Origin of the sequence: Nakamurella sp. PAMC28650 (assembly GCF_014303395.1) — a bacterium.
Lineage (GTDB): Bacteria > Actinomycetota > Actinomycetes > Mycobacteriales > Nakamurellaceae > Nakamurella.
Map to the genome: position 1 here is coordinate 4,018,808 of NZ_CP060298.1, position 22,958 is coordinate 4,041,765.

General features: G+C 69.9%; 23 protein-coding genes. 7 read left to right on the top strand and 16 right to left on the bottom strand.

The window, feature by feature from the left end; genetic code table 11:
• Window positions 1-38: 38 nt before the first annotated feature.
• Both H7F38_RS18115 and H7F38_RS18120 read right to left on the bottom strand, forming a co-directional pair.
• Complete coding sequence (locus H7F38_RS18115; protein ID WP_187091135.1) at window positions 39-347, bottom strand: hypothetical protein; 309 nt, start codon at window positions 345-347, stop codon at window positions 39-41.
• Window positions 340-1,197, bottom strand: coding sequence for a PHP domain-containing protein (locus H7F38_RS18120; RefSeq protein WP_187091136.1), 858 nt, complete (start codon window positions 1,195-1,197; stop codon window positions 340-342). Before H7F38_RS18120 ends, H7F38_RS18115 begins: the two co-directional genes overlap by 8 nt.
• 150 nt (window positions 1,198-1,347) lie before the next feature.
• Here H7F38_RS18120 and corA point away from each other — a divergent pair, with 150 nt between their 5' ends.
• Window positions 1,348-2,427 (top strand): magnesium/cobalt transporter CorA, encoded by a 1,080-nt coding sequence (gene corA / locus H7F38_RS18125; RefSeq protein ID WP_370531268.1) that lies wholly within the window; start codon window positions 1,348-1,350, stop codon window positions 2,425-2,427.
• 21 nt (window positions 2,428-2,448) lie between these two features.
• On the opposite strand, the gene H7F38_RS18130 is transcribed toward corA, so the two are convergent.
• On the bottom strand, window positions 2,449-2,973 hold the full coding sequence (locus tag H7F38_RS18130; RefSeq protein WP_187091137.1) for a general stress protein: 525 nt from the start codon (window positions 2,971-2,973) through the stop codon (window positions 2,449-2,451).
• A gap of 100 nt (window positions 2,974-3,073) precedes the next feature.
• Between H7F38_RS18130 and H7F38_RS18135 the strand changes: the two genes are divergently transcribed.
• Window positions 3,074-4,213: an Mrp/NBP35 family ATP-binding protein gene (locus tag H7F38_RS18135; protein ID WP_187091138.1), complete on the top strand. Its 1,140-nt coding sequence runs from the start codon at window positions 3,074-3,076 to the stop codon at window positions 4,211-4,213.
• Window positions 4,214-4,256: 43 nt separating this feature from the next.
• Here H7F38_RS18135 and tatB read toward each other — a convergent pair whose 3' ends face one another.
• The 4 genes from tatB to sigE all read right to left on the bottom strand — a co-directional run bounded on the left by tatB (window position 4,257) and on the right by sigE (window position 7,660).
• The gene (tatB, locus tag H7F38_RS18140; RefSeq protein ID WP_187091139.1) at window positions 4,257-4,895 is read right to left on the bottom strand and encodes a Sec-independent protein translocase protein TatB; all 639 of its coding nucleotides are present in this window, start codon (window positions 4,893-4,895) and stop codon (window positions 4,257-4,259) included.
• Between the two features lie 131 nt (window positions 4,896-5,026).
• The gene (locus tag H7F38_RS18145; protein WP_187091140.1) at window positions 5,027-6,511 is read right to left on the bottom strand and encodes a S1C family serine protease; all 1,485 of its coding nucleotides are present in this window, start codon (window positions 6,509-6,511) and stop codon (window positions 5,027-5,029) included.
• Between the two features lie 25 nt (window positions 6,512-6,536).
• Complete coding sequence (locus tag H7F38_RS18150; RefSeq protein ID WP_187091141.1) at window positions 6,537-7,052, bottom strand: hypothetical protein; 516 nt, start codon at window positions 7,050-7,052, stop codon at window positions 6,537-6,539.
• Window positions 7,049-7,660 carry an RNA polymerase sigma factor SigE gene (sigE, locus tag H7F38_RS18155; RefSeq protein WP_222618722.1) on the bottom strand — a complete coding sequence of 204 codons (612 nt, stop codon included), beginning with the start codon at window positions 7,658-7,660 and terminating at the stop codon, window positions 7,049-7,051. Before sigE ends, H7F38_RS18150 begins: the two co-directional genes overlap by 4 nt.
• 272 nt (window positions 7,661-7,932) lie before the next feature.
• Here sigE and H7F38_RS18160 point away from each other — a divergent pair, with 272 nt between their 5' ends.
• Entirely contained in the window at window positions 7,933-8,553 is a 621-nt protein-coding gene (locus H7F38_RS18160) for an O-methyltransferase (protein ID WP_187091142.1), read from the top strand.
• On the opposite strand, the gene H7F38_RS18165 is transcribed toward H7F38_RS18160, so the two are convergent.
• Window positions 8,543-9,052, bottom strand: a complete 510-nt coding sequence (locus H7F38_RS18165) for a hypothetical protein (protein ID WP_187091143.1) — start codon at window positions 9,050-9,052, stop codon at window positions 8,543-8,545. The two genes, H7F38_RS18160 and H7F38_RS18165, sit on opposite strands and share 11 nt — an antisense overlap.
• On the opposite strand from H7F38_RS18165, the gene H7F38_RS18170 reads away from it, so the two are divergent.
• Window positions 9,030-9,359 (top strand): D-alanyl-D-alanine carboxypeptidase family protein, encoded by a 330-nt coding sequence (locus H7F38_RS18170; protein ID WP_187091144.1) that lies wholly within the window; start codon window positions 9,030-9,032, stop codon window positions 9,357-9,359. The genes H7F38_RS18165 and H7F38_RS18170 overlap by 23 nt on opposite strands.
• Before the next feature lie 113 nt (window positions 9,360-9,472).
• Here H7F38_RS18170 and glgC read toward each other — a convergent pair whose 3' ends face one another.
• The gene (glgC, locus tag H7F38_RS18175; protein ID WP_187091145.1) at window positions 9,473-10,696 is read right to left on the bottom strand and encodes a glucose-1-phosphate adenylyltransferase; all 1,224 of its coding nucleotides are present in this window, start codon (window positions 10,694-10,696) and stop codon (window positions 9,473-9,475) included.
• A 138-nt stretch (window positions 10,697-10,834) separates the two neighbouring features.
• Between glgC and glgA the strand changes: the two genes are divergently transcribed.
• Window positions 10,835-12,001: a glycogen synthase gene (gene glgA / locus H7F38_RS18180; protein ID WP_187091146.1), complete on the top strand. Its 1,167-nt coding sequence runs from the start codon at window positions 10,835-10,837 to the stop codon at window positions 11,999-12,001.
• 344 nt (window positions 12,002-12,345) lie between these two features.
• Here glgA and H7F38_RS18185 read toward each other — a convergent pair whose 3' ends face one another.
• Window positions 12,346-12,513: a DUF3117 domain-containing protein gene (locus H7F38_RS18185; RefSeq protein WP_090479970.1), complete on the bottom strand. Its 168-nt coding sequence runs from the start codon at window positions 12,511-12,513 to the stop codon at window positions 12,346-12,348.
• Window positions 12,514-12,686: 173 nt separating this feature from the next.
• On the opposite strand from H7F38_RS18185, the gene H7F38_RS18190 reads away from it, so the two are divergent.
• Together H7F38_RS18190 and H7F38_RS18195 are read left to right on the top strand one after the other, a co-directional pair.
• On the top strand, window positions 12,687-13,508 hold the full coding sequence (locus tag H7F38_RS18190; RefSeq protein WP_187091147.1) for an enoyl-CoA hydratase/isomerase family protein: 822 nt from the start codon (window positions 12,687-12,689) through the stop codon (window positions 13,506-13,508).
• An 86-nt stretch (window positions 13,509-13,594) separates the two neighbouring features.
• Window positions 13,595-14,023, top strand: a complete 429-nt coding sequence (locus H7F38_RS18195; RefSeq protein ID WP_255498430.1) for a DUF6191 domain-containing protein — start codon at window positions 13,595-13,597, stop codon at window positions 14,021-14,023.
• 17 nt (window positions 14,024-14,040) lie between these two features.
• On the opposite strand, the gene H7F38_RS18200 is transcribed toward H7F38_RS18195, so the two are convergent.
• The 6 genes from H7F38_RS18200 to H7F38_RS18225 are packed head-to-tail and all read right to left on the bottom strand — an operon-like array spanning window position 14,041 to window position 22,955.
• The gene (locus H7F38_RS18200; RefSeq protein WP_187094805.1) at window positions 14,041-14,655 is read right to left on the bottom strand and encodes a DNA-3-methyladenine glycosylase I; all 615 of its coding nucleotides are present in this window, start codon (window positions 14,653-14,655) and stop codon (window positions 14,041-14,043) included.
• 56 nt (window positions 14,656-14,711) lie between these two features.
• A complete protein-coding gene (locus H7F38_RS18205) occupies window positions 14,712-15,176 on the bottom strand; it encodes an SRPBCC family protein (protein WP_187091149.1) in 465 nt (154 codons plus the stop codon).
• Entirely contained in the window at window positions 15,173-15,586 is a 414-nt protein-coding gene (locus H7F38_RS18210; RefSeq protein ID WP_187091150.1) for a DivIVA domain-containing protein, read from the bottom strand. The genes H7F38_RS18205 and H7F38_RS18210 overlap by 4 nt, the downstream gene beginning before the upstream one ends.
• 48 nt (window positions 15,587-15,634) lie before the next feature.
• Window positions 15,635-16,447, bottom strand: coding sequence for a dihydropteroate synthase (gene folP, locus H7F38_RS18215; protein WP_187094806.1), 813 nt, complete (start codon window positions 16,445-16,447; stop codon window positions 15,635-15,637).
• A gap of 59 nt (window positions 16,448-16,506) precedes the next feature.
• Window positions 16,507-19,776, bottom strand: a complete 3,270-nt coding sequence (locus tag H7F38_RS18220) for an ATP-dependent DNA helicase (protein WP_187091151.1) — start codon at window positions 19,774-19,776, stop codon at window positions 16,507-16,509.
• Window positions 19,773-22,955, bottom strand: coding sequence for an ATP-dependent DNA helicase (locus H7F38_RS18225; protein ID WP_187091152.1), 3,183 nt, complete (start codon window positions 22,953-22,955; stop codon window positions 19,773-19,775). The genes H7F38_RS18220 and H7F38_RS18225 overlap by 4 nt, the downstream gene beginning before the upstream one ends.
• Window positions 22,956-22,958: the final 3 nt, after the last annotated feature.

Below are 22,958 nucleotides of genomic sequence, written 5' to 3' on the forward strand. Positions count from 1 at the left end.
CGGGGCCGCCATCACCGACCCCTGGGCAGGTTCAGGGTTCAGCGCCACCAGCCCCACCACAGTGCTCCCAGGCAGACCAGGACGACCACCACGGCCGACAGCGGACGCACCCGGGGTTCGACGCGGTGTCGGTAACGGCGGGCGAGTTCCCCGGCGAGGCCGACGAACAGCGGGACGAGGATCCGATCCCACCGGGGCCCCTGGGTGACCGCCAGCCCGGACCCGGAAATCAGCGCGGGCGCGACGAGCGCCAGTACCGCGAGCAGCACGCCGATGACTAGGACCCCGGCTGAGAGCAGGCCGGCCGTCGCCTCGAGTACCCGGACGCGCCTCGACTGGTCAGCCAACGAGCGGCTCGGTGACGCCGCTGGTCGCCGCGATCAAGGATTCGAGCACCTCCGGAGCGGTGGATTCCTGGCCCAGCACCAGTTTCTTGTTGTGGCCGTGATAGTCGGACGAACCGGTGGTGAGCAGGTGATGCTTCGCGGCGATCTCGCGCAGTTCGGCCCGTTCGGACGGCCCGTGGTCGGGATGATCGACCTCCAGACCGGTCAGCCCGATCTCGGCCAATTCCCCGATCAGCTCGGCGGACAGCGCCCGTCGCTCGCCGCGGCCACGGGGATGGGCGATCACGCTGGCCCCGCCGGCTGCGGTGATCATGGCCACGGCAACCTTCAGGTCGGTGTCGACCTTCTGCACGTAGTACGGGCCACGTCCGGACAGGTGGGAGGCGAACGCCTCGTCGACGGACGCGACCACACCGGACGCGACCAGGGCGCGCCCGATGTGCGGTCGTCCGACGGGCGCGTCGCCGGCGATCTCCAGCACCTGCTCGGCGGTGATCGGAAGGCCGCCCTGGACCATCCTCTCGACGATCGCCAGACCCCTTCGCAGGCGCTCCGCCTTCAGCCGGGCCTGCTCGTGGACCACCGCGGGGTTCTGCGGGTCGAACAGGTAGCCCAGCAGGTGGATGCTGTGCGCATAGCCACCGGCCTTGACCTGGGTGGAGAACTCGGAGCCGCGGATCAGTCCGAGGGTCGGCAGGCGGGCGGCGGCGGCCTGCTCCCATCCGCCGGTGGTGTCGTGGTCGGTGATGGCGACGACGTCGAGGCCGGCCGCGGCGGCGGCGCGGACCAGCTCCGCGGGGCTGTCGGTGCCGTCGGAAGCGTTCGAGTGGGTGTGCAGGTCGATGAACATCAACCTCCATCCTGCCCGGTGCCGGCCCGGTCGGCACACCAAGGTCGCCACGGCTTGGCCATGGCCGGTCGATCGGCTGCGGCCGGCACCGGCCAGACGCACGGCGCAGGTAGCCTGACGCGGTCCAGCTCCGTAGCGCAGGAGGTTCACGTGCCCGTCCTCCCCCCTCTTCCGGGCTTCATGACCATCGGCCGGCGGGTACAGGTGGAGCCGCCCATGAGGCCGATCCGCCAGGCGCTGGTCAACTGCGGCGCCTACGTCGACGGTCGCCGCGATTCGACCTGCGGTGACCCGGTGTCCGCGCTGAACCGGGTCAGGACGCAGGGCAGTGGTTTCGTGTGGGTCGGGTTCCACGAACCCACCTACGAGGAGATGGCGGCCGTCACCGAAACTTTCGGGCTGCACGAGCTCGCCGTCGAGGATGCCGTGCACGCCTACCAGCGGCCCGAGATGGACAAGTACGGCCGCTACCTGTTCATCGTCCTCAAGACGGTCGAGTTCGTCGAGCACGCCACTGCGAACAGCCAGGGCGGGGTGGTCGTCTCCAGCGGCGAGATCATGGTCTTCCTGGGTCGCGACTTCATCGTCACCGTCCGGCACGGCGAGCACTCCGAACTCAAGCAACTGCGGACGGCCCTGGAGGCGGACCCGGACCAGCTGACGCTGGGTCCCGCCGTCGTCATGCACGCCATCGCCGATCGGGTGGTCGACGAGTACGTGTCGGTGGTGGCCGAGATCGAGGAGGACATCGACGAGCTGGAAACGGCGGTGTTCGATCCCGACGAGTACGTCGACACCGAACAGATCTATCGCATGAAGCGCGAGATCCTGCGCCTGCGCCGCGCGGTGACACCGCTGGCCGGGCCGCTGAAATCCCTGTCGAACCAGCCCAATTCGCTGGTTCCGGACGAGGTGCGCGAGTACTTCCGGGATGTCGAGGATCATCTGTCGCACGTGGCCGAACGGATCAGCACCTTCGACGAGATGTTGACGACGCTGATCTCGGCCGCTCTGGCGGAGGTGGCCAACCGGCAGAACCAGGACATGCGCAAGATCTCGGCCTGGGCGGCGATCGCGCTGGTGCCGACCGCGATCGCCGGCATCTACGGGATGAATTTCGACAACATGCCCGAACTGCACTGGCAGCTCGGCTATCCGCTGGCCATCCTGTTCATCATCTTCGTCTGCTCGATGCTGTACCTGTTCCTGCGGAAGAAGCGCTGGCTCTAGCGGAGCCGCCCGACCGGCAGGTCAGCTGTTGGTGCCGAGTTCCATCCTGGCCAGCAGGTTGCGGGCCTGTTCGGCTGTTTTGGGCTGGCAGAGCACGTCGTAGCGTCGTGCGACCACCTGCGACGACGAGGTGAAATCCCGCTTGCCCTTCGCGACCGAGTAGCCCAGGAAGCCCATCACCGCGCCGAAGACGGCACCGATCGCGATCGACACGACGATCAGGGGCAGCCCCGCGCCGCTCCGGCCGTACAGGCTCATCAACAGGCCGACGAAGAGACCGAACCAGGCCCCCGAGGCGGCGCCGGCGCCGGCCAGCTTGCCGGCGGTCAGCCGACCGGTGACGCGCTCCACCATCTGCAGGTCGGTGCCGACGATGGTGACGTCCTCGATCGAGAAGTCGTTCTTGGCCAGGTGCTCGATGGCGGCCTGCGCCTGGGTGTACGTGGGATAGGCGGCCACGGCGAATCCGGTCGGCGGCGTGGGAAGAGGGGGGCCACCCGCTGACCCGCGGAATCGCATCTGCGACGTGCCCAATGGCGATGTCATGACGCCGATGCTGGCACAGCCAGTTGTGCATCTGATGTGTGAACGAGGTCAAAATCCCCGTACTGTAAGGACCATCAGCACTGTGGATACGCGAGGAAAAATGCCTGTCACCGCCGAAGAGCTCACCAGCGCGGTCCGCGCCGCACTGGCCACCGTCAAGGACCCCGAGATTCGCCGACCGATCACCGATCTGGGCATGGTGGACTCGGTCGCCGTGAGCGAGAACGGCATCGTCGAACTGACGGTGCTGCTCACCATTGCCGCCTGTCCGCTGCGGGACAAGCTCACCGAGGACGTCACCACCGCCGTGCGGGCCGTCGAAGGGGTCACCGAGGTCCGGCTGACGCTCGGGGTGATGACCGACGCCCAGCGCGGCACCCTGCGGGACAACCTCAAGGGCGGCGCCACCAAGGACATCCCGTTCGCCAGGGCCGAGTCCCGCACCAGGGTCTACGCCATCGCCTCCGGCAAAGGGGGCGTCGGCAAGTCCACCGTGACGGTGAACCTGGCCGCCGCCCTGGCCGCCAAGGGCCTGGCCGTCGGTGTGCTGGATGCCGACGTGTACGGGTTCTCCATCCCGCGCATGCTCGGGGTGACCGGGCGGCCGACCCGGATCGGCGAGATGATCCTGCCGCCGGAGGCCCACGGCGTGAAGGTGATCAGCGTCGGGATGTTCGTCGACGGAAACACCCCGGTGGTCTGGCGCGGCCCGATGTTGCACCGGGCGCTGCAGCAGTTCCTGGCCGACGTGTTCTGGGGTGACCTGGACGTCCTGCTGCTCGACCTGCCTCCCGGGACCGGCGACATCGCCATCTCCACCGCCCAGCTGATCCCGACGACCGAGATCCTGGTGGTCACCACACCCCAGCTGGCGGCCGCCGAGGTGGCCGAACGCGCCGGTTCGATCGCGCTCCAGACGCGACAGCGGATCGCCGGAGTGGTGGAGAACATGTCCGCCCTGACCCTGCCCGACGGCACCGTGCTGGAGCTGTTCGGCTCCGGTGGCGGCAAGCAGGTGGCCGATTCGCTGAGCCGGGTCACCGGGACCACCGTCCCGCTGATCGGTCAGATACCGCTGCAGGTCTCGCTGCGGGCCGCCGGGGACGCCGGTGTCCCGCTGGTGATCTCCGACCCGACGTCGCCGGCCGCCATCGCGCTGCAGGCCGTCGCGGACGATCTTGCCGCCCGGACCCGACCGCTGGTGGGCATCTCGCTCGGAATCGCACCGTCCGGCCGCTGAGCACGTCCCCCGGGGTCGCCCCGGTGGGGCCGAGACGGAAGCCTCAGGTGGCGTCCATGTCGAACGCGCTCGGCGCCGCGTGACGGGGCACTGCGACCGGATCCGGCTCGTTCAGGTTCGACTTGCTCAGATCCAGCGTCACCGGATGGATCTGCACCGGCGCCGGATCGTCGAGCCGGCCCGGATCGTTGATCTGGACGGCCTGATGAATTGGCGCCGGCTGGTGCACCACCGGCTGCTCGTCCACCGGATCGTCCGCCGTCGGCCCGTTGAACTGCACCGCCTTGCCGAGGTCGACGGCGGGGGCCTCGTCGGCCACGCCGGATCCGGTGGGCTTGATCATGTCGGTTAGACCATCCAGACCGAGCAGGCCCTTGACGCCGCCGGAGAACTCGTCGCCGAGGAGGTTCTTGGTGATCATCGACCGGGGATTGAGGTCTCGCAGCGCCCGCAGTTCCTGGATCTCCTTCAGGGACTGCAGATCGGCGATCTGACGACGCAGTTCGTCGATCTCGGGACCGAACTCGCCGCGCAGCTGTTCCTGTGCGCCGGCCGCCATCGTGCGCACGGTCTTCAGGGTCGAGCCGACCCACTTGACGGCCACCGGGATGCGTTCCGGGCCCAGCACGAACATCCCGACGGCAATGATGATGGCGATCTCGGGCCAGGACATGCCGAACATCTGGGATCGCCTCCGTGAGTTCTTGGACCTCCCTCGAGGTCCGGGTCGCCACTGTGTGGGGCCCGACTACGTATCGCAGCTTACCGGTGGGCCGCTGGTGGTCATTCGTCGTCGACCGTCCCGGCGACTGGTCACGCGGCGGTCAGCACCACTTGCACCGTCAGGGTCCGACCGGATCTGGTCAGCGTCACGGCGACCGTGTCTCCGACCTGGTGCGCCAGGACCGCGACGACCAGTTCGTCGGCGCTCCCGACGGTGCGCGTCCCGACCCTGGTGATCACGTCACCTTCGGCGATGCCGGCCTCGGCGGCCGGTCCCCCGTCGACCACGTTCTGCACCTGGGCGCCGTCCGCAGTGCCGTCGGTGGCCGACTTGGCGTTGATCCCGATCGTCGCGTGGATTGCCTTGCCGGTGCGGATCAGTTCCTGCGCAACTGATTTCGCGTAGTCGATCGGGATGGCGAATCCGAGTCCGATCGACCCGCTGGAGTCGACGCCCGAGGTCCTGATCGCCGAGTTGATGCCGATCACCGCGCCGGTGGCATCCACCAGGGCACCCCCGGAGTTGCCGGGGTTGATGGCCGCGTCGGTCTGCACCGCATCGATGACGGCGTTGGTATCGGTGTCCCCTCCGGTGAGCCGTAGCGCACGGTGCAGCGCCGAGACGATGCCGGTCGTCACGGTCCCGGCCAGACCCAGCGGGGAGCCGATCGCGATGACGGCATCACCGACCTCCACCTTGGTCGACGTGCCGAGCTGCGCCACCGTGGCGCCGGCGACGTTCACCTTGACCACCGCGAGATCGGACGCGGGATCCCGGCCGACGATCGTCCCCGGAACCCGGCGGCCGTCGGAGAACACCACCGTCAGCTGCGCCGTCGTGTCGGTCGCCGCCAGCGAGATGACGTGGTTGTTCGTCAGGACGTAGCCACGTCCGTCGATGACCACACCGGAACCGGTATCGCCCGTGTCGCCCGTTCGTACCTCGATCGACACCACCGAGGGGATGACGCGCTGCGCTATCGACGCCACCGAGCCCGGGGCCCGCTGGATGGCCGGGGCCACCGCGGCGATCTGGAATGTCGGATCCGTGGTCAACGCCGGCAGCCGGCCGCCGGCCCAGACCCCGATGGCCGCGCCCCCACCGCCGAGCAGGAGCGCGATGACCGCCATCACGACCAGTCCGGTCGGACGGATGCGATGGTCGAAAAGGGCCTGCCGCAGGGTGAATCGTTCCGCGGGCACCTCGATCGCGGCCGGCTCGACCGGCTCGGCGAGTGCGGGCTCACCGAGCTGGACCGGGGAGACCGGATCACGCCAGGGGTCCTGCGGCTCGGGCGGTCCCGGCACCTCGGGCGCCTGCGGGGGACGGCCGAGCGTCGGCCCGGCGCCAGGCGGTCGGCCGAAGGCGTCGGCGATCATCTCGGGTACGACCCCGGCCGCGGCGGACGCCGGGTGGACCGGAGCGTCGGGGCCGCGCGGGGAGAAGGACGACGGCACACCGGACGGCCGCCCGAAGGCCGCGGCCTGGGAGGCGTCGACGGCCGGCCGCCACAGCGGGCGGGCCACCAGCCGGGGACGCCCGTTCGTGGCCGGGTCGGAAGGTGGAGGAGTCATCCCCTGCAGGCTACGACACCGGAAGTCATCGGGTGGCGGTTCGGTGGGCGACGGCGTCGACCACCGTGTTGTGCAGCACCGCGGCCGGGCGGGACACCACACCGGCGCCCGGCTGGGTCGGCCGGTTCTGCACGATCGGCTGATCACCCGCGGCGGCGACGACGACGGCTCCGACGGCGAGTCCCGCCATCAGCGCACCGGCGCCCAGGCGGAACCGACGGCCCCGACCTGCGGGGGAATGGTCGTGCGTCCGGATCGTCCGGCCGGCCTCGGCGTCCATGACCACGCCGGGAACGGGACCCGCCTGGGGAAGCGACACCGGGATGGACCTCAGCGTGTCGAACAGGCTGCCCGGCATGCGTGGGAGCGAGGCCTGACGCAGGTACTGCGAGGCTGCCGTCTGCTCCGCCACGTCGGCCGCGCAGAGCGGGCAACGCATCACATGGGCGGCGGCCCGCTGGTACGGGATCATCGCCATCTCGCCGTCGGCGAACGCGACGATGGCGTCCAACGTCAGGTGGTCGTCGAAAACGCCGGTCATGGCATCACCACCTTGGGTAGCAACGCACCTCGAAGACTCCGGATCGACCCACCTTCGGCCCGTGCCTCGCGCCGGCGTTCGATCGACGCCCGCAGAGCCTGCCGGCCCCGGTGGATCCGGGAGCGGACGGTGCCGAGCTTGACGCCCAGCGTCGCACCGATCTCCTCGTAGGACAGTCCCTCGACATCGCACAGCACCACCGCCGCCCGGAACTCCGGGAGAAGCTCGTCGAGGGCGGCCTGTAGATCGGGGTCGAGGTTCGCGTCCTGGAAGGCCTGCTCGGGCGACGGCTCGCGTCCGGCGATCCGGTCGGTCTCCTCCGGGAGTGCCTCCATCCGGATGCGCTGGCGGCGGCGGACCATGTCCAGGAAGACGTTGGTGGTGATGCGGTGGAGCCAGCCCTCGAACGAGCCCGGCTTGAAGTTGTCCAGCGAGCGGAACACCCGGATGAACGTCTCCTGGGTGATGTCCTCGGCGTCGTGGGAGTTGCCGGCCAGGCGGTAGGCCAGGCGGTACACCCGGTCGCCGTGGTCCTTGACGATGTCCTCCCAGGCGGGCGGCGTCCACGCAGCAGGATCAGCTTCAGCACTGGTTCCGGCTGAATCCATCGGTGCGGGCGGGATGGACAGGGGACTCACCTCTCGACGTCATCGTGTGCCGTGGTTCTTGCTCGGCGTTCTGCCCGGTCAACGGCCGGTCGAGTTCGATTGTTCCGTGCCGCGGTGTGAGCCTCCTGTGAACCCGGTCGGGCCGATCTGTCAAGAGGTCGGCGTGTCGTCGGGAGCTCCAGGTCGGGTAGGTGTGTCAGCCGGTCTACTGCCCTGCGGCCCGGTACGGTCCTGCTGTCGCACTACTCGTTCCGGCATCTCGGAGGCCATCCATGACCAGCAGCAGGTCGTTCGCCGAGTTCTTCGTCCCCGAGCACGAGGCGGTGCTGACCGCACGCGGGCGGGCCGCCGACCTGGGGTGCGAGCCGATCGGCTCCGGGGCCGGAGCGGCGCTGACGTTCCTGGCGGCCGTGCTGTCCGCACGGGCCGTCGTCGAGATCGGTACCGGCACCGGGGTCAGCGGTCTGCACCTGCTGGCCGGGATGGCCCCCGACGGGGTGCTGACATCCATCGACATCGAGGCCGAGCACCAGCGGGCGGCCAGGGAGGCGTTCGGCCTCTTCGGGGTCGCGCCCGGCCGGGCCCGCCTGATCAACGGACGCGGCTTCGAGGTGGTGCCGCGCCTGACCGACGGCGCCTACGACCTGGTCCTGGTCGATGCGGACCGCACCGGATACCCGCAGTACGTCGAGCAGTCCGTCCGGCTGCTGCGCAAGGGCGGTGTCCTGGTGCTCGCCGGCGCCCTGCACGGGGACAAGGTGGCCGACCCCACGCAGCGCGACGCGGAGACGGTCGCCGTCCGGGAAGCCGGCCGTCTCGTCCGCGACGACGAGACCCTCGTGCCGATGATGACCTCGCTGGGTGACGGCCTCCTCGCGGCGGTCAAACGTTGAGGCTGCGCGCCACGGCGCTCCGGGGCGCGGCGGCGCTGCTGGCCGGGATCACGCTGCTGACCTTCTCCGGCTGCTCGGGCGCCGGATCCGTCGCCGGTGTCGCGCTCACCGGGACGCTACGACCCACGGTGTCGACGACCGCTCGCGCTGCTGTCACGACGCCGACCAGGGTCACGACGACGACCGGTGCAATGGCGCGGACCAGGGCGATGGTGCAGACCAGCCCGGGTTCGAGCAGCACGTCTTCCGGCCGAGGTGGTGGCAGGAGCAGGCCTTCGCCCGCCGCCACCACCCGGGTGGCGGCCACCACCACTGCGACGAGGTCGGGGACGGCCGCAGCACCCGGGCCGATCCAGGCCAGTGCGGACGTCGACGTGGCCGGGCCGACGAACGGCCCGGCCTGTCCGGTCGACCGGCAGTACTCCGACGAGCCCCCGACCGGTCTGCGGCCGGACGTGAAGGCGGCCTGGACATCGGTGAAGAAGCTGGCGGCGAGCAAGGGCGTGACGCTCTGCCTCAACGACGGCAAACGGAGCAGGGCCCAGCAGATCGGTCTGCTCGACACCTACGTCGAGGAGTACGGATCGGTCGCGGCCCACGACCTGGTGCTGCCCTGGCAGAAGTCGGCCCACGTCAAGGGCTATGCCGTCGACGTGCAACCGGCCGGCGCCGACCGATGGCTACAAGCCACCGGGGGGCGATCAGGATTCTGCCGGATGTACGACAACGAGACCTGGCACTTCGAGTACGCGTCTGCCTACCGGACGTCCGGTTGCCCGGCCCGGCAGCCGAAGCCGGCCGGTTGAGCCCCGGCCGGTGGAGCGCCCGACCGGTGGAGCGCCCGACCGGTGGAGCGCCCGACCGGTGGAGCGCCCGACCGGTGGAGCGCCGGCCGGTGGAGCGCCCGACCGGTCGCGGACTACCTGGCGACGGTGATGCCCTTGCCGATCACCGTGATGCCCGAGGCGGTCACCGTATAGGCCGCACGATCGGCCTCGAGGTTGATCCCCACGGTGGCGCCGTCCGGAACGATCACGTTCTTGTCGAGGATTGCGTTGCGCACCACGGCGTTTCGCCCGATCCGCACACCGGGCATGATGACGCTGCCCTCGACACTCGCGCCGATGGCAACCCGCACGTTCTCCGACAGCACCGACCGCCGAACCGTGGCACCGGAGATGATCGTGCCGGGACCGACCATCGAATCCAGCGCCATTCCGTTCTCGACGAATTTCGCCGGCGGTAGCGTGGGCGGCACCGAGAGAATCGGCCATTCCTGGTTGTAGAGATTGAAGATCGGGTGCACCGAGACGAGATCCATGTGGGCGTCGTGATAAGCGTCCAGGGTACCGACGTCGCGCCAGTAGCCCTTGTCGCGTTCCTCCGAGCCAGGGACCTCGTTGCGATCGAAATCGTAGACATTCGCGGTGCCACGCTCGACGAACGTCGGAATGATGTTCGCCCCCATGTCATGAATGGAGTTCTCGTCGCCCGCGTCCTGCCGGAGCGCCTCGATGAGGGCTCTTGTGGTGAACACGTAGTTACCCATGGAGGCGTAGGCGACATTCGGATCATCCTGCACTGCAGGAGGATCCGTCGGCTTCTCCAAGAACCGGGTGATGCGGTGGCCTGTGTCGTCGGTGTCGATGACACCGAATGCGGTGGCCTCGTGCCGCGGAACGCGAATGGCGGCCACGGTGGCCTCGGCGCCGGAGGCGATGTGGTCGGCGACCATTTGTGACGGGTCCATGCGATAGACGTGATCGGCCCCGAAGACGACCAGGTAGTCCGGATCGTCGTCGTACACCAGATTCAACGACTGGAGAATGGCGTCCGCACTCCCGGTGTACCAACGAGGGCCGAGCCGCTGCTGGGCCGGCACCGGAGTGACGTAGTTGCCCAGCATCTGGCTCATCCGCCAGGTCGTGGTGATGTGCCGGTCGAGTGAATGCGACTTGTACTGGGTCAGGACGCAGATGCGGAGGTACCCGGCGTTGACCAGATTCGACAGCACGAAGTCGATGAGACGGAAATTGCCACCGAAGGGTACGGCGGGCTTGGCCCGGTCAGCGGTCAACGGCCACAGCCGCTTTCCCTCACCACCAGCCAGAACGATGCCGAGAACTCTGGGTTTGAGGACCATGCCGGAACCCTATCCGGCAGCTCTGCCACGCGCCCACCGGGATGCCGCAAGCGCTCCGGAGGACACCCGCGCCGGATCCGCGACGACCACGGGCGCCAGGTCCGCATCGGTCGGGCCGGACCGGTCTACATTGACGCGGTGCATATCTCGATCCTGACCCGAGAGTTCCCGCCCGACGTCTACGGCGGGGCCGGTGTCCACGTCGACTACCTGGTGCGCGAGCTGCGCAAGCTCGTCGACATCGACGTCCACGCGTTCGGCGACGACCGGCCCGGTGCCTTCGGACACCGGCCGGCGCCGGACGTCGCCGATGCCAACCCGGCCCTGGCGACGCTGTCGGTGGACCTGTCGATGGCGGCCGCGTGCGGCTCGGCCGAACTGGTGCACTCCCATACCTGGTACGCGAACATGGCCGGCCACGTCTCGAAACTGCTCTACGGCGTTCCGCACGTCGTGACCGCCCATTCGCTCGAGCCCCGGCGACCGTGGAAGGCCGAGCAGCTCGGTGGTGGTTACCGCCTGTCCAGCTGGGCGGAGAAGACGGCCTACGAGGCCGCGGACGCCGTGATCGCCGTCTCGGACGGCATGCGGACCGACATCCTGGACTGCTATCCCGTGTTGGACCCGGCGCGGGTCCACGTCATCCGCAACGGCATCGACACCTCGATCTACCACGCGACGGACGACCGGTCGGTGCTGACCGACCGGGGCGTCGACCTGGACGCCCCGATCGCCTCGTTCGTCGGTCGGATCACCCGTCAGAAGGGTGTCGGCCACCTCATCGCCGCTGCTCATGCTTTCGATCCGGGGATCCAGCTCGTGCTCTGCGCTGGAGCGCCGGACACCCCGGAGATCGCCGCCGAGACCGCGACCGCGATCCGCGCGCTGCAGGCCAGTCGTCCGGGCGTGTTCTGGTTCGACGGCATGCTGACCCTCGACGAGGTCAAGCAGGTGCTCAGCGCCTCGACCGTCTTCTGCTGTCCCTCGGTGTACGAGCCCCTCGGAATCGTCAACCTGGAGGCGATGGCCTGCGGCGCACCGGTCGTCGCCAGCGACGTCGGCGGAATCCCCGAGGTGGTGCAGGACGGCGTCACCGGCAGCCTCGTCCACTACGACGCCGAGGACGGGCCCGGCTTCGAGGCCGCCTTCGCGGCCGCCGTCAACTCCATGGTCGCCGACCGGGCCGCCGCCGTGGTCATGGGTGAGGCCGGCCGGGTCAGGGCCGACTCGGAGTTCTCCTGGACCGCCGTGGCGGAGCAGACCGTCGCGCTCTACCGATCCCTGCTCGGCCCCCAGGACCGCTGACCCCTGGCCCCCAGGACCGCTGACCCCTGGCCCCCAGGACCGCTGACCCCTGGCCCCCGGCTCGGCGTGGATCAACTTCTCCCGGCCCTGGGCTCGGCGTGGATCAACTTCTCAGGCATGGCCGAAAGTTGACCATTTGGGACCAGAGGGACAGGAGTCGTCGAGTTCGTCCATGCCTGAGAAGTTGATCCACGCCAACCGGGGCCTTCGACGAAATGGGAATTGATCCACGCCTGCCCGGGGCCCTCGCCGAAGTGGGGATTGATCCACGCGCAGCCCGGTGCGAACAGCAAGCCGCCCGGGTCACCGCGCCGATGTGGCGGGCAGACCCGGGCGGTCAGGTATCAGCTGACGACTGCTTTGAGTGCATCTCCGAGAGCGGACGCCTCATCGGCGGAGATTTCCACCACCAGCCGACCGCCGCCTTCCAGGGGTACGCGCATCACGATTCCGCGTCCCTCCTTGGTTACTTCGAGGGGACCATCCCCGGTGCGGGGCTTCATGGCCGCCATGTACGACTCCCTCCACACTCCAGCACGCGCTCACATCCGCATGTGCCATTCATCCGTACCGAACGGTGGTACCCGCCCGGCGATCGACCAACCAACGTGCTTGCCCTATTCTCCCCCATGGCAGGCGCTGTGCCGACCGCAGGTGCTCCGACAGGCCCACGAAGGAGTCGAAGATGACGACCGATCACGCCCCCCGACCACCGGCCGACGAGCCACCGCTGCTGGTTTCCGACCATGACGGGGTCCGTACGCTCACGCTCAACCGGCCGGCCGCGTTCAACTCCTTCGACCTGGCGCTGAAGGGTGCCCTGTTGACCGCCCTGACCTCGGCGGCCGAGGACGACACCGTCCGGGCACTGGTCATCACCGGCGCCGGCCGGGCCTTCTGCGCCGGGCAGGATCTCAAGCAGCACCTGGAACTGGTGAAGGCCGAGGACCCGCGGATCGCGACGACGGTCCGGGAGTTCTACAACGTCGCCATCGCCCTGATCACCGGGATGGGCAAACCGGTGATCGCCGCCGTCAACGGCGCGGCTGCGGGCGCCGGGGCCGCTTTCGCGTACGCCTGCGACCTCCGGGTGGCGTCGTCGGCGGCCAGCTTCTCGATGGCCTTCGCCGGCGTCGGGCTGTCCGCCGACTCCGGTGCCAGCTACACCTTGCCCCGGCTCATCGGCACCGGCCGCGCCGCGCGGATGATGCTGCTCGGCGAGCGGGTGGACGCCGCCGAAGCCCTACGGATCGGGATGGTCGACGAAGTGGTCCCACCGGAGGACCTGATGCCCAGGGTTGCGGCTCTGGCCGGCGCCCTGGCCACTGGCCCGACGAAGGCCTACGCCTGGATCAAGGCGTCGATGGAATACGCCGCCACGTCGGACCTGCCCGCCGCTCTGGAATTCGAGGGCAAGGCCCAGGCCGAGCTCTTCTTCAGCGCCGATCACCACGAGGCCATCAGTGCGTTCGCCGAGAAGCGAGTGCCGCGCTTCCTGGGACGCTGACCGCCTCGACCAGGATTGGCCTGTGCCATCGGCGGATCGACCGGCCGGGGCGCGCCTCCTCACGTACGCTGGGGTTCGTGGGACCTATGGGAGAACTCGGCGCGCTGTTCAATCCCGGCATGCGCCACGAGATCGAAGAACGCGAATCGAAGCAGAACAGCCGCGAGGAAGAGGGCAACGCCCGCGACGGCGATCTGCGGATCGATCTGGCCTCCGGTGTCGCGGTGATCAACATCCCCAGCCGCGCTACCAGCGGCTCCGAGGACCAGCCGGACCACGAGCCGGCCGGGAAAGCGACCCGGACGGTCGGCGACAAGCCCGCCACCACCGGTACCGCAGGGCGGAGCACGCACCCCCGCGCCGAGCAGCGCAGGGTCACCGCCAACCGCAAGGTGGCGTCCAAGGACCACTCGGCGTCCGACCGGTCGGACACGCCGAGAGGTGGACCCGAGAAGACCGCGACGCCGGCCCCCTCACCTGCCCCCTCCTCCAAGGCCTCCCGCGCGGCTCGCTGAGCAGCGGACGGTCTGAATCACCGTCTCCCCCGTCCGCCCACGGGCGATCGTCGATTCGGCGCGCGCCAGCAGTAGGCGACGTGATCGTCGACCATTCCCGTCGCCTGCATCAATGCGTAGGCGGTCGTCGGACCGACGAATCGAAATCCTCTCTGCTTCAGAGCTTTTGCCATCGCTGTCGACTCCGGTGTCACCGCCGGCACCGCTGACGGGTCGGCCGGCGTCCGGTGGGATGCGGGCGCGAAGGACCACAGAAGTCGGTCGAGGCCGCCGTCCAGGCCGAGGGCCACTCGCGCGTTGGAGATGACGGCCTGGATCTTATGCGAGTTCCGGACGATGGCGACGTCGGCCATCAGGCGAGCGACGTCGTGATCGTCGAACCGGGCCACCTCGGCGATCTCGAATCCCGCGAACGCCTGCCGGAAGGCGGGTCGCTTGCGCAGGATGGTGATCCAGCTGAGGCCGGCTTGGAACGCCTCCAGGGACATCCGCTCGAAGAGGGCATCGTCGCCGCGGACCGTCGTACCCCACTCCTGGTCGTGGTACTCCAGGTAGTCCGGAGCCGAGGTGGCCCAGCCACAGCGGCGACGGGTGTCGGCCGGAACATCTTCGGCCGCGACATCGTCGGTCAGGACTTCGCCGGTCAGGACTTCGCCGGTCAACGCATCGTCGGTCAACGCATCGTCGGTCAGGACTTCAACGGGAGCCTGCCGCTGACCACACCGGCGGACAACCGGCGTAGCGACGCGGCCAATCCCCAGTGCACCAGCGGTTTTGCGACCGTCCAGCCGAGACGGCCGACGAAGCCGAGCGGAAGTTCGACCTCTTCGGCCCAGGTCACCCTGGCGCCCTTCGGGCCGGGTTCGACGGTGAAGATGCCGATGCCCTTGATGGCATTTCCGGTGTGCGTCGTCTCCCAGCGGTGCGGCGGGTCGTAGACGGTGACGGTCATGGTGTCGAGCACACCGATGCCGGCCAGACCCGTCAGGGCCGCGATCTTCGAACCGACACCCGGCACGTCGACGTCACCGTCGAGGGCGAACAGCCGGGTGGCCAGGATCCACTCGTCCTGCGAAGGCAGATCGATCATCGCCGCGAAGACCTCCTCGACCGACGCCGGCACGTCGACGGTGGCCGCCACCCTGACCGTCATCGGGACTCACCGTGGACCGCCGTCGGGCGCAACTCGGCCTGGCCGACCAGTGTGTCCACCGTGCTGTCACCCGTCCATCCGGAAGGCCCGACCGATACCCGCTCGTCCGCAGATCCGTCGGGGACGACCCCGCGGAGCAACTCGTTCTCCCGTCGGAGCGCGTCCAACTGCTCGCCCAGTCGCTCCAGGGTCCAGTCGACGTCACTCATCCGATAGCCGCGCAGGGCCAACGCGAACCGGATGCTGCGTACGTCCTCGGAGGTGATGTCGGTTTCGGGTAGCTCGGCCGGCGATGTCCTGGGATCGAGCGGGGCCATCTGTTCGCCCCGGCCGAAGACGAAGACCGCGAGGAAGAACACGGCGAGGCCGATCACGGCCGCGATCACGAGGTAGAACAGCACGGTGGTCACACCGTCGATGGTGCCACGCGGCCCGGTGCGACCACGCGTCGGGCACGATCAGACCATGCCGCGCCGCGGCGCCGCCGGTGGCCGGGTACCTCTGATCGAGGCGACCATCTCCAGCACCCGTCTGGTCGGCAGGACCTGGTGCACGCGAAAGATCGCCGCCCCGGCCAGCGCGGCGACTGCAGTCGCCGCCAAGGTGCCCTCGAGCCGGTCCTGCACCTGGACGCCGAGTGTCTCGCCGACGAAGTCCTTGTTGGACAACGCCATCAACACCGGCCAGCCGGTGTCCACCAACTCTGAGGTCCGGCGGAGCAGTTCCAGACCATGCCAGGTGTTCTTGCCGAAATCGTGGGTCGGGTCGATCAGGATGCCCTCGCGCGGGACACCGGCGGCCACCATGGCACGGGCCGCAGCAGTGGTCTCGTCGATCACCGCAGCGACGACGTCCTGGTAGGCGACCCGGTGCGGATTGGTGCGTGGAGATGCCCCGCCGGTGTGCGAGCAGATGATGCCGGTGCCGTACCGGGCGGCCACCCGCGCGAGGCCGTGATCGACGCCGGCCCACGTGTCGTTGATCAGATCAGCACCTTCCTCGCAGGCGGCGCTGGCCACGTCGCTGCGCCAGGTGTCCACGCTGATGACCAGGCCGGGATGGGCGGCGCGCATTTTGGCGATGAAGGGCACCACCCGGTCGATCTCCTCGGCCGCGTCGACGTTCCGGCCGACACCGGCCTTGACCCCGCCGATGTCGATGAGGTCGGCGCCGTCGGCCACGGCCCGGTCGACCGCGTCCATGGCGGGGCCGTCCTCGAAGGTCGCGCCCCCGTCGAAGAAGGAATCGGGGGTGCGGTTGACGATGGCCATGATCGCCGCCCGATCCGTGCGGAGCGGGCGACCTCGAAACACCACGGGCTGCACGCCGATCAGCCTACGTGCGCCTCGATCGAGGTCGAGGCGATGATCAGCGCGGACAATCCGTCGGCGTCGAGAAGGTCAGCCGGCGCGAAGGTGTCGTCGGTGGCGACGTACACGAACGCAGCCCGGACCTTGGTCAGCGGCAGCCCCAGCATTTCGGCGACCGCCAACCGGTAGACGGCCAGCTGGACGGTCGCGGCCTTTCGGAGCTCAACGGAGGGGGGATGACCGGTCTTCCAGTCCACGACGGTGCACCCACCGTCGTCGTCCCGGAAGACGGCGTCGATCCGGCCCCTGACGGGTTGGCCGGCGATGGTCATCGAGAACGGCAGTTCCACCTCGAACGGCATCCGGCGGGACCAGTCCGAACGCTGGAACCGGGCCTTGAGCAGTTCCAGCTCGGCGTCGGGCTCCGGACCGTTGTCGTGGGCTCCGGGCAGTTCCGAGATCTCCATCAGCGCCGAGCCGGTGTAGAAGCGCTCCAGCCACGCGTGGAAGTCGGTACCGCGGCGGGCCCGCGGCGCAGGCGGGTGCGGGACCGGACGCCTGATGCGGCGGGCCAGCGCGGCCGGATCAGCGGCCAGTTCCACCAGCGCAGTGGCCGAAAGACTCTGCGGCAGAGCCACTTCGATCGAGGTGGACCGCAGGGCGCGCCGCTCTTCCAGCAGCGCGGCCACGTCCCGCGACCAACCCAGCTGATCCTCACCGACCGCCTCGCCCGGATCTGGGAGCTGTCGGCGGGCGATGGCACCCAACACCAGGTCTGCGCCCGAGGCGATGGCCCGCCGGCGATCACCGAGCGGATCCGACGGCCAGGACGCGGTACGGGGCGCCGAGGTCATCGGGTTGCCTTCCTGCGCACCGGGCTCGTCCGCCCATTCGTCCGGCAGCCACGAAGGCTCTGCGGCCGAACGGATCTCGGTGAGGAACCGGCTCGGCCCGTGCGCCGTGCTCCCCGTCCGGCCCCACTGGTGTCCGGACGCCAGCAGGGTGCGTTCGGCCCTGGTCACCGCCACGTAGAGCAGACGGCGTTCCTCGACGGCCTGATCGGCCTTGAGAGCAGCGGCATGCGCGGTGAGGGCTGCCACCATGTCCCTCTGGTCCCCCCCGGACGGCAGCTGGAGCTGCGGCAGGTCGGCGCGGTCGCCACGCAGCGAGGGCGGGAGCTGACCGGCGTCGCCCAGCCAGGTACTTCCTCTCGAGCTGGGGAACACGGTGTCGGACAGATGCGGCACGGCGACGATCTCCCACTCCAGACCCTTGGCGGCATGCACCGTCAGCACCTGGACCCGTCCCGGGGTCGGGGCGACCTCACCGGGCGTCAGGCCGTCCTCACGATCGGCCGCGGTGACCAGGTACTCCACCAACTCCACCGCGCCGCCTCCGCCGGCTGAGAAATCGGCGACCACGTCGGCGAACGCATCCAGGTGGGCGCGACCGGCCGGCGAGGAGATCCGCACCTCCACGTCAAGACCGGAGGTGCGCTCGAGCTCGGCGACGAGGTCGCCCAGCGGTAGGGAGAGCCGGGCCCGTAGCCGGTGCAGTTCTGCGCCCAGACGCTGCAGACGCCGGAAACCCTCCGGTGAGTAGTTCTCCGGCGGTCCCGGATCCGAGAGAGCATCGATGATGGACGCCGAATCGATCTCCTCGCCGGAACCGGCGTCGACCAGGGCCTCGCGTACCGACGCCCGTCCGGCGTTCCCGCCCCCGTCCGGTGCCGATCCGGACGGAGCGTGCCCGCGCGGCGACAGCACGGACGCACGGCTGGACAGGGCGGCGAGGTCGGCCATGCCCAGCTGCCACCTGGCCCCGGTCAGCAGGCGGACGGCCGCCGGGCCGGCGGTCGGGTCCACCAACACCCGCAACATGGCGAGCAGATCGGCGATCTCCGGCTCGTTGAGCAGCCCGCCCAGACCCACGACCTCCACCGGTAGGCCGGCCGCCCGCAGCGCCATGGCCATGGGTTCCATGTCGCGGCGGCGGCGCATCAGGACCGCGGTGCTCGGAGAGCTGCCGTCACCGGTCGCCGAGCGCATCTCCCACCGTCTGGCGATCTGCTGCGCGACCCAGCGCTCCTCCTCGGCAGCGGTGGCGAACAGTCCGTATCGCACCTCGCCGACGTCGGCCCCTGGCCGCGGGCGCAGTTCCTGCACCTGCACGGCACCGGAACGGACCTCCGCCGACAACTGGTTGGCGATCCCGAGGACGGAGGAGGCGTTGCGGAAACTGGTGGACAGCGTCAGCGTGGCCGCCGGAATGCCGTTGCGGCAAGGAAAGTCGGACGGGAACCTCGGCAGGTTCGATGCCGACGCCCCGCGCCACGAGTAGATCGACTGCACCGGGTCGCCGACCGCGGTGACCGGATGACCGGACGGCGTTCCCTGGACCCCGGTCTCGGCGAACACCGCCCGCAGGATGACGCGCTGGACATGGCCGGTGTCCTGGTACTCGTCGAGCAGGACCACCCGATGACGCTCCCGCAGCGCCTGCCCGATCCGGGCATGGTCGGTGACCAGCTTCGCCGCCACCTGCATCTGATCGGCGAAGTCGACCACGCCGGCCCTGCGTTTGGCCTCGGTGAAGGCGTCCACCAGCGGAAGGATCCAGGCCCGGTCCTGCAGCCTCTTCAGGTGGCCGGCCAGGCCGCTGTGGACGGCTGCCTTCTGGGCCGGTGAAGGACGAGCGGCCCGCAGCCGGGCCAGCACTTGTTCGATCTCGTCGGACAGCGTCGTCGCGTCGATCAGGTGGTCCGCCAGCCCGCCCGACATGGACAGCAGTCGCTCGGTGACCTGGTCAGGGCCCAGATCGGTATTCAGATCCCCGTCCCAGCGTCCGACCACCCGTCGCGCCAGCAGCCACGAGCCGGTCGCGCTCAGCACCCTGGAGGCCGGCTCGATCCCGGCGAGCGGTCCGAACTCCGCGATCAGCCGACCCCCGAAGGAATGGTAGGTGGACACCTCCGGCTCGCCACCGGTCGGTGCGGGCGCCTGGCCGGGGACGCTCACGCCGGCCGCGGCCAACGTCCGCAGCCGCTGCCGGATCCGGCCCGCCAGACCCGACGCCGCCTTGCGCGTGAAGGTGAGGCCGAGGATCTGCTCCGGACGGACCAGGTCGTTGGCCACCAGGTAGAGCACCCTGGCCGCCATGGTCTCGGTCTTGCCGGACCCGGCGCCGGCGACCACCAGCGCCGGGGCCATCGGGGCCTCGATCACAGCGGCCTGCTCGTCGGTCGGCGGTGGCAGCGCGAGGATCTCGGCCAGCCGTCCGGCGGTGATCATCCGCGCACCTGACGGCCCTCGCTCTGCAGTGGGCAGCTGGTCCGGACCGGACACCGCTCGCACCGGGAGTTCTCCTGCGCCAGTGCGCCGGCGGACGCCAGCTGAGCTGCGGCCGTGCGGATCGTACCCAGCCACACCGTGGTGTCCGTGGCCGTGAGTTCGTTCTGCTGCAACACTTTCGGCGAGCCCGAACGCAGGTAGACCAGTTCGGCGCCGCCTGGGCGCGTGGCCGGTGGGAACGCGCCCATCGCGATGGCCGCCTGGTAGGAGGCAAGCTGGGGGTTCGCCTGCGCCTGGGCCTTGGTGGGTACCGTGCCGCCCGTCTTGAAATCCGTGACCACCAGCGTGCCGTCGGGCTTCTCCGACAACCAGTCGACTCTTCCGGTCAGACGTACCTGGTGTTCCTCGGTGTCTGCTGCGGGCGCACCGGGCTCGTGCTCCGGGGCCGGGACCAAGAGATCGAGCTCTACCTCCGAGCCGACCAGGGTGCGCGGTGGATGGTTGTCCCGCACCCACGCCTGCGCCGCGGTCAGCATCGACAGCAACCCACGGCGGGTGCGTTCGAGCTGCCAGGGCGGAAGCCGGTCCTGTCCGGCCAGGAATGTCTCGATCTCCTCCCGCAGATCGGTCTCCGGAACTCCGATGGCAAGTCCGTGGGCCATCGCGTGCACGACGATCCCCTCGATCTGGGCCTGTCCCGGCTCGGTCCGGCCACCGCGTCGTTCGAGCACCGCCCGCAGCGCGCAGGTGTTCAACGATTCGATCGCGGACGGCGAGACCCTGATCTCGGCGCCGGGTGCGATGGGTGGGGCCTCGGTGGAGCGCGGCGCAAGGCCGTACCAATCGTCGGGATGAGCTCCGGAGATTCCGGCTGCGGCCAGCTGGGCGAGATGCGCGGCCGCGGCCGACGCGTCCGCGGCCGGGGTCAGTGGATCGGTGACGGCGCGGCGCAGATCGGCGACGAGGTCGGTCAGGTGCAGCCCGCGTCGATCGGCGCGCGACCCACCGGACGCGGCCGGGTCCTGTTCCACCGTCAGTTCTTCCTCGGTGCCGGCCACCTCCTGCAGGAAGCGGGAGGGAGCCAGATCCTGGTTCAGGACGCCGGTGCAGACCAGGGTCAGACGTGCCCGGGTCGCCGCGACGTAGAACAACCGGCGTTCCTCGGCCAGCACACCGGCGACCGGGATGCCGGCCGGAAGATCGGACGCCAGGTCGAGCATCTCCTGTCCGCCCAGGAGCGACCCACGGCCGCGCAGATCCGGCCAGGATCCCTCCTGGACGCCGGCCACCACCACCACGTCCCACTCCAGTCCCTTGGCAGCATGGGCCGACATCAGGGCGACGGCGTCGCCGGTGCGGGCCACGTCCTGCTCGCCGGGAAGCTGATGCCCCCTGACCTCGGCGGTGAAGGCCGCGACCCCGGCCAGCGGAAGCCGATCGGTCAGGTCGGAGGCCATCGCGAACAATCCCAGTACCGCGTCCAGCGCACGATCCGCGCGTTGGCCGCCGCTGCCACCCCGGTCGACGGCGGCGACGAGGTGCTCCTCCAGTCGGCAGGAGCGCCACAGCGCCCACAACAACTGCTCGGCGCTGGGACTGTCGGCTCCGTCGCGTGCGATGGCCACCAGTTCACGCACCCGCAGCAGCGGAGGCCGCAGATCTCGGGGGACGGAGTCGGGCACCGGTGCGCCGGCCAGGACGGCAGCCAGCAGATCGGCGCTCGAGCCCTGTCCTGGCCGGGCCGCCCGCAGCGCCCTGCGCAGCCTGCGCAGGCCAAGGGCGTCCACGTCGCCCAGCGGGGAAGCCAGCAGATCCAGCGCGAACTCGCCGGTCAGCAGCGCCGGATCCACCCCACATTCCAGCAGCGTGAGCAGGCTGGCCACCACCGGCTCGGCAGACAGCGTCTCCGTCCGGCCGCCGACGAGCAACGGAACCCCGGCCACCGCGCAGGCTCTGCTCAGCGCGGTGAGCCCGGACCCGGTCGAGCGCACCAGGATGGCCATCGCGCCCCATCCGATGCCATCCAGCAGATGACGTCGACGCAGATGGTCCGCGATGTAGGCGGCCTCCCTGGCCGCCGTCGGGAAGACGGCGACATCCACCGTGCCGAGCTCCGCGGCGTCGTCGACCGATGACACAGAACGAGCGGGGGGGACCCGCAGCAGCCGGTGCGCCCCAGGGCCTGGCAGCAGTGCGGCGATCCGTCTGGTCGCCGACAGCACTGCGGGCGCGAGACGACGGGACACCGTCAGGGCGACCGTGTCGTCCACCTCGATGTCACGCAGAGCGGTGGGCTCCGCCCCGCGAAAGGCGTAGATCGACTGATCGGGGTCACCGAAGACGACGAGTTCGTCTGCCGCGCCGGACAGCAGGCCGATCAGCGCGGCCTGGGCAGGGTCGACGTCCTGGTACTCGTCCACGAAGATCCGCCGGACCCGCCGCTGCTCCGCCGCCAGGACGTCGTCCCGACCCAGAGCCCCCAGGGCAGCTGCGGTCAGCTCGGCCTGGTCGAGCGCGACCCCGAAGCCGCTGATCCCCTGCCGCAGATCACTGACCTGCTGATATTCTCGCGCGAACTTCCCGGCAGCCACCCATTCCGGCTTCTTGTGCCGACGACCGAGCTCCATCATCCGTTTCGGGCCGATCCCCTGCCCGGCCGCGCGGAGCAGCACCTCGCGGAGTTCGGCCGCGAAGGTGGGCGACGGGAGTGCGCCGGCCAGATCGGGCGACCACGGACCGCCGGCGTCGGTGGCATGGCCGGCCAGCAGTTCCCGGACCATCCGGTCGGACTCGCCCGCGGCCAGCAGGCGGGGACTCGGTTCGCCGTGGGCCGCAGCCTGGGCGCGCACGACGGAATAGGCGTAGGAGTGCAGCGTCCGGACCAGGGTCGTCCGCGTGGTCAGGCCCAGTCGCCTGGTGATCCGTCCGGAGAGCTCGGCAGCGGCCCGTCGCGAGAACGTCAGCACCAGGATCTGTTCGGGCGGCACACCCCGGTGCTGGATCCGATCAGCGACCGCCTCGACCAGAGTGGCCGTCTTGCCCGTTCCCGGGCCCGCCAGCACCCGGAGCCGCCGGACGGCATTGCCCGTCACCCGTCGTTGTTCGTCGGTCAGCGCCAATGGCCCGGTGGGGGCGCCGGCCGGTCGGAACCGGTAGCTGACGGACGAGAGGGCTGGCATGTA

Excerpts from the sequence above, each read along its gene's own strand:
- H7F38_RS18120 (WP_187091136.1), bottom strand. The coding sequence starts at position 1,197 with ATGTTCATCGACCTGCACACCCACTCGAACGCTTCCGACGGCACCGAC.
- H7F38_RS18130 (WP_187091137.1), bottom strand. The coding sequence starts at position 2,973 with ATGACATCGCCATTGGGCACGTCGCAGATGCGATTCCGCGGGTCAGCG.
- H7F38_RS18135 (WP_187091138.1), top strand. The coding sequence starts at position 3,074 with ATGCCTGTCACCGCCGAAGAGCTCACCAGCGCGGTCCGCGCCGCACTG.
- tatB (WP_187091139.1), bottom strand. The coding sequence starts at position 4,895 with ATGTTCGGCATGTCCTGGCCCGAGATCGCCATCATCATTGCCGTCGGG.
- H7F38_RS18145 (WP_187091140.1), bottom strand. The coding sequence starts at position 6,511 with ATGACTCCTCCACCTTCCGACCCGGCCACGAACGGGCGTCCCCGGCTG.
- H7F38_RS18150 (WP_187091141.1), bottom strand. The coding sequence starts at position 7,052 with ATGACCGGCGTTTTCGACGACCACCTGACGTTGGACGCCATCGTCGCG.
- sigE (WP_222618722.1), bottom strand. The coding sequence starts at position 7,660 with ATGGATTCAGCCGGAACCAGTGCTGAAGCTGATCCTGCTGCGTGGACG.
- H7F38_RS18160 (WP_187091142.1), top strand. The coding sequence starts at position 7,933 with ATGACCAGCAGCAGGTCGTTCGCCGAGTTCTTCGTCCCCGAGCACGAG.
- glgC (WP_187091145.1), bottom strand. The coding sequence starts at position 10,696 with ATGGTCCTCAAACCCAGAGTTCTCGGCATCGTTCTGGCTGGTGGTGAG.
- H7F38_RS18185 (WP_090479970.1), bottom strand. The coding sequence starts at position 12,513 with ATGGCGGCCATGAAGCCCCGCACCGGGGATGGTCCCCTCGAAGTAACC.
- H7F38_RS18190 (WP_187091147.1), top strand. The coding sequence starts at position 12,687 with ATGACGACCGATCACGCCCCCCGACCACCGGCCGACGAGCCACCGCTG.
- H7F38_RS18195 (WP_255498430.1), top strand. The coding sequence starts at position 13,595 with ATGGGAGAACTCGGCGCGCTGTTCAATCCCGGCATGCGCCACGAGATC.
- H7F38_RS18205 (WP_187091149.1), bottom strand. The coding sequence starts at position 15,176 with ATGACGGTCAGGGTGGCGGCCACCGTCGACGTGCCGGCGTCGGTCGAG.
- folP (WP_187094806.1), bottom strand. The coding sequence starts at position 16,447 with ATGGCCATCGTCAACCGCACCCCCGATTCCTTCTTCGACGGGGGCGCG.
- H7F38_RS18220 (WP_187091151.1), bottom strand. The coding sequence starts at position 19,776 with ATGATCACCGCCGGACGGCTGGCCGAGATCCTCGCGCTGCCACCGCCG.
- H7F38_RS18225 (WP_187091152.1), bottom strand. The coding sequence starts at position 22,955 with ATGCCAGCCCTCTCGTCCGTCAGCTACCGGTTCCGACCGGCCGGCGCC.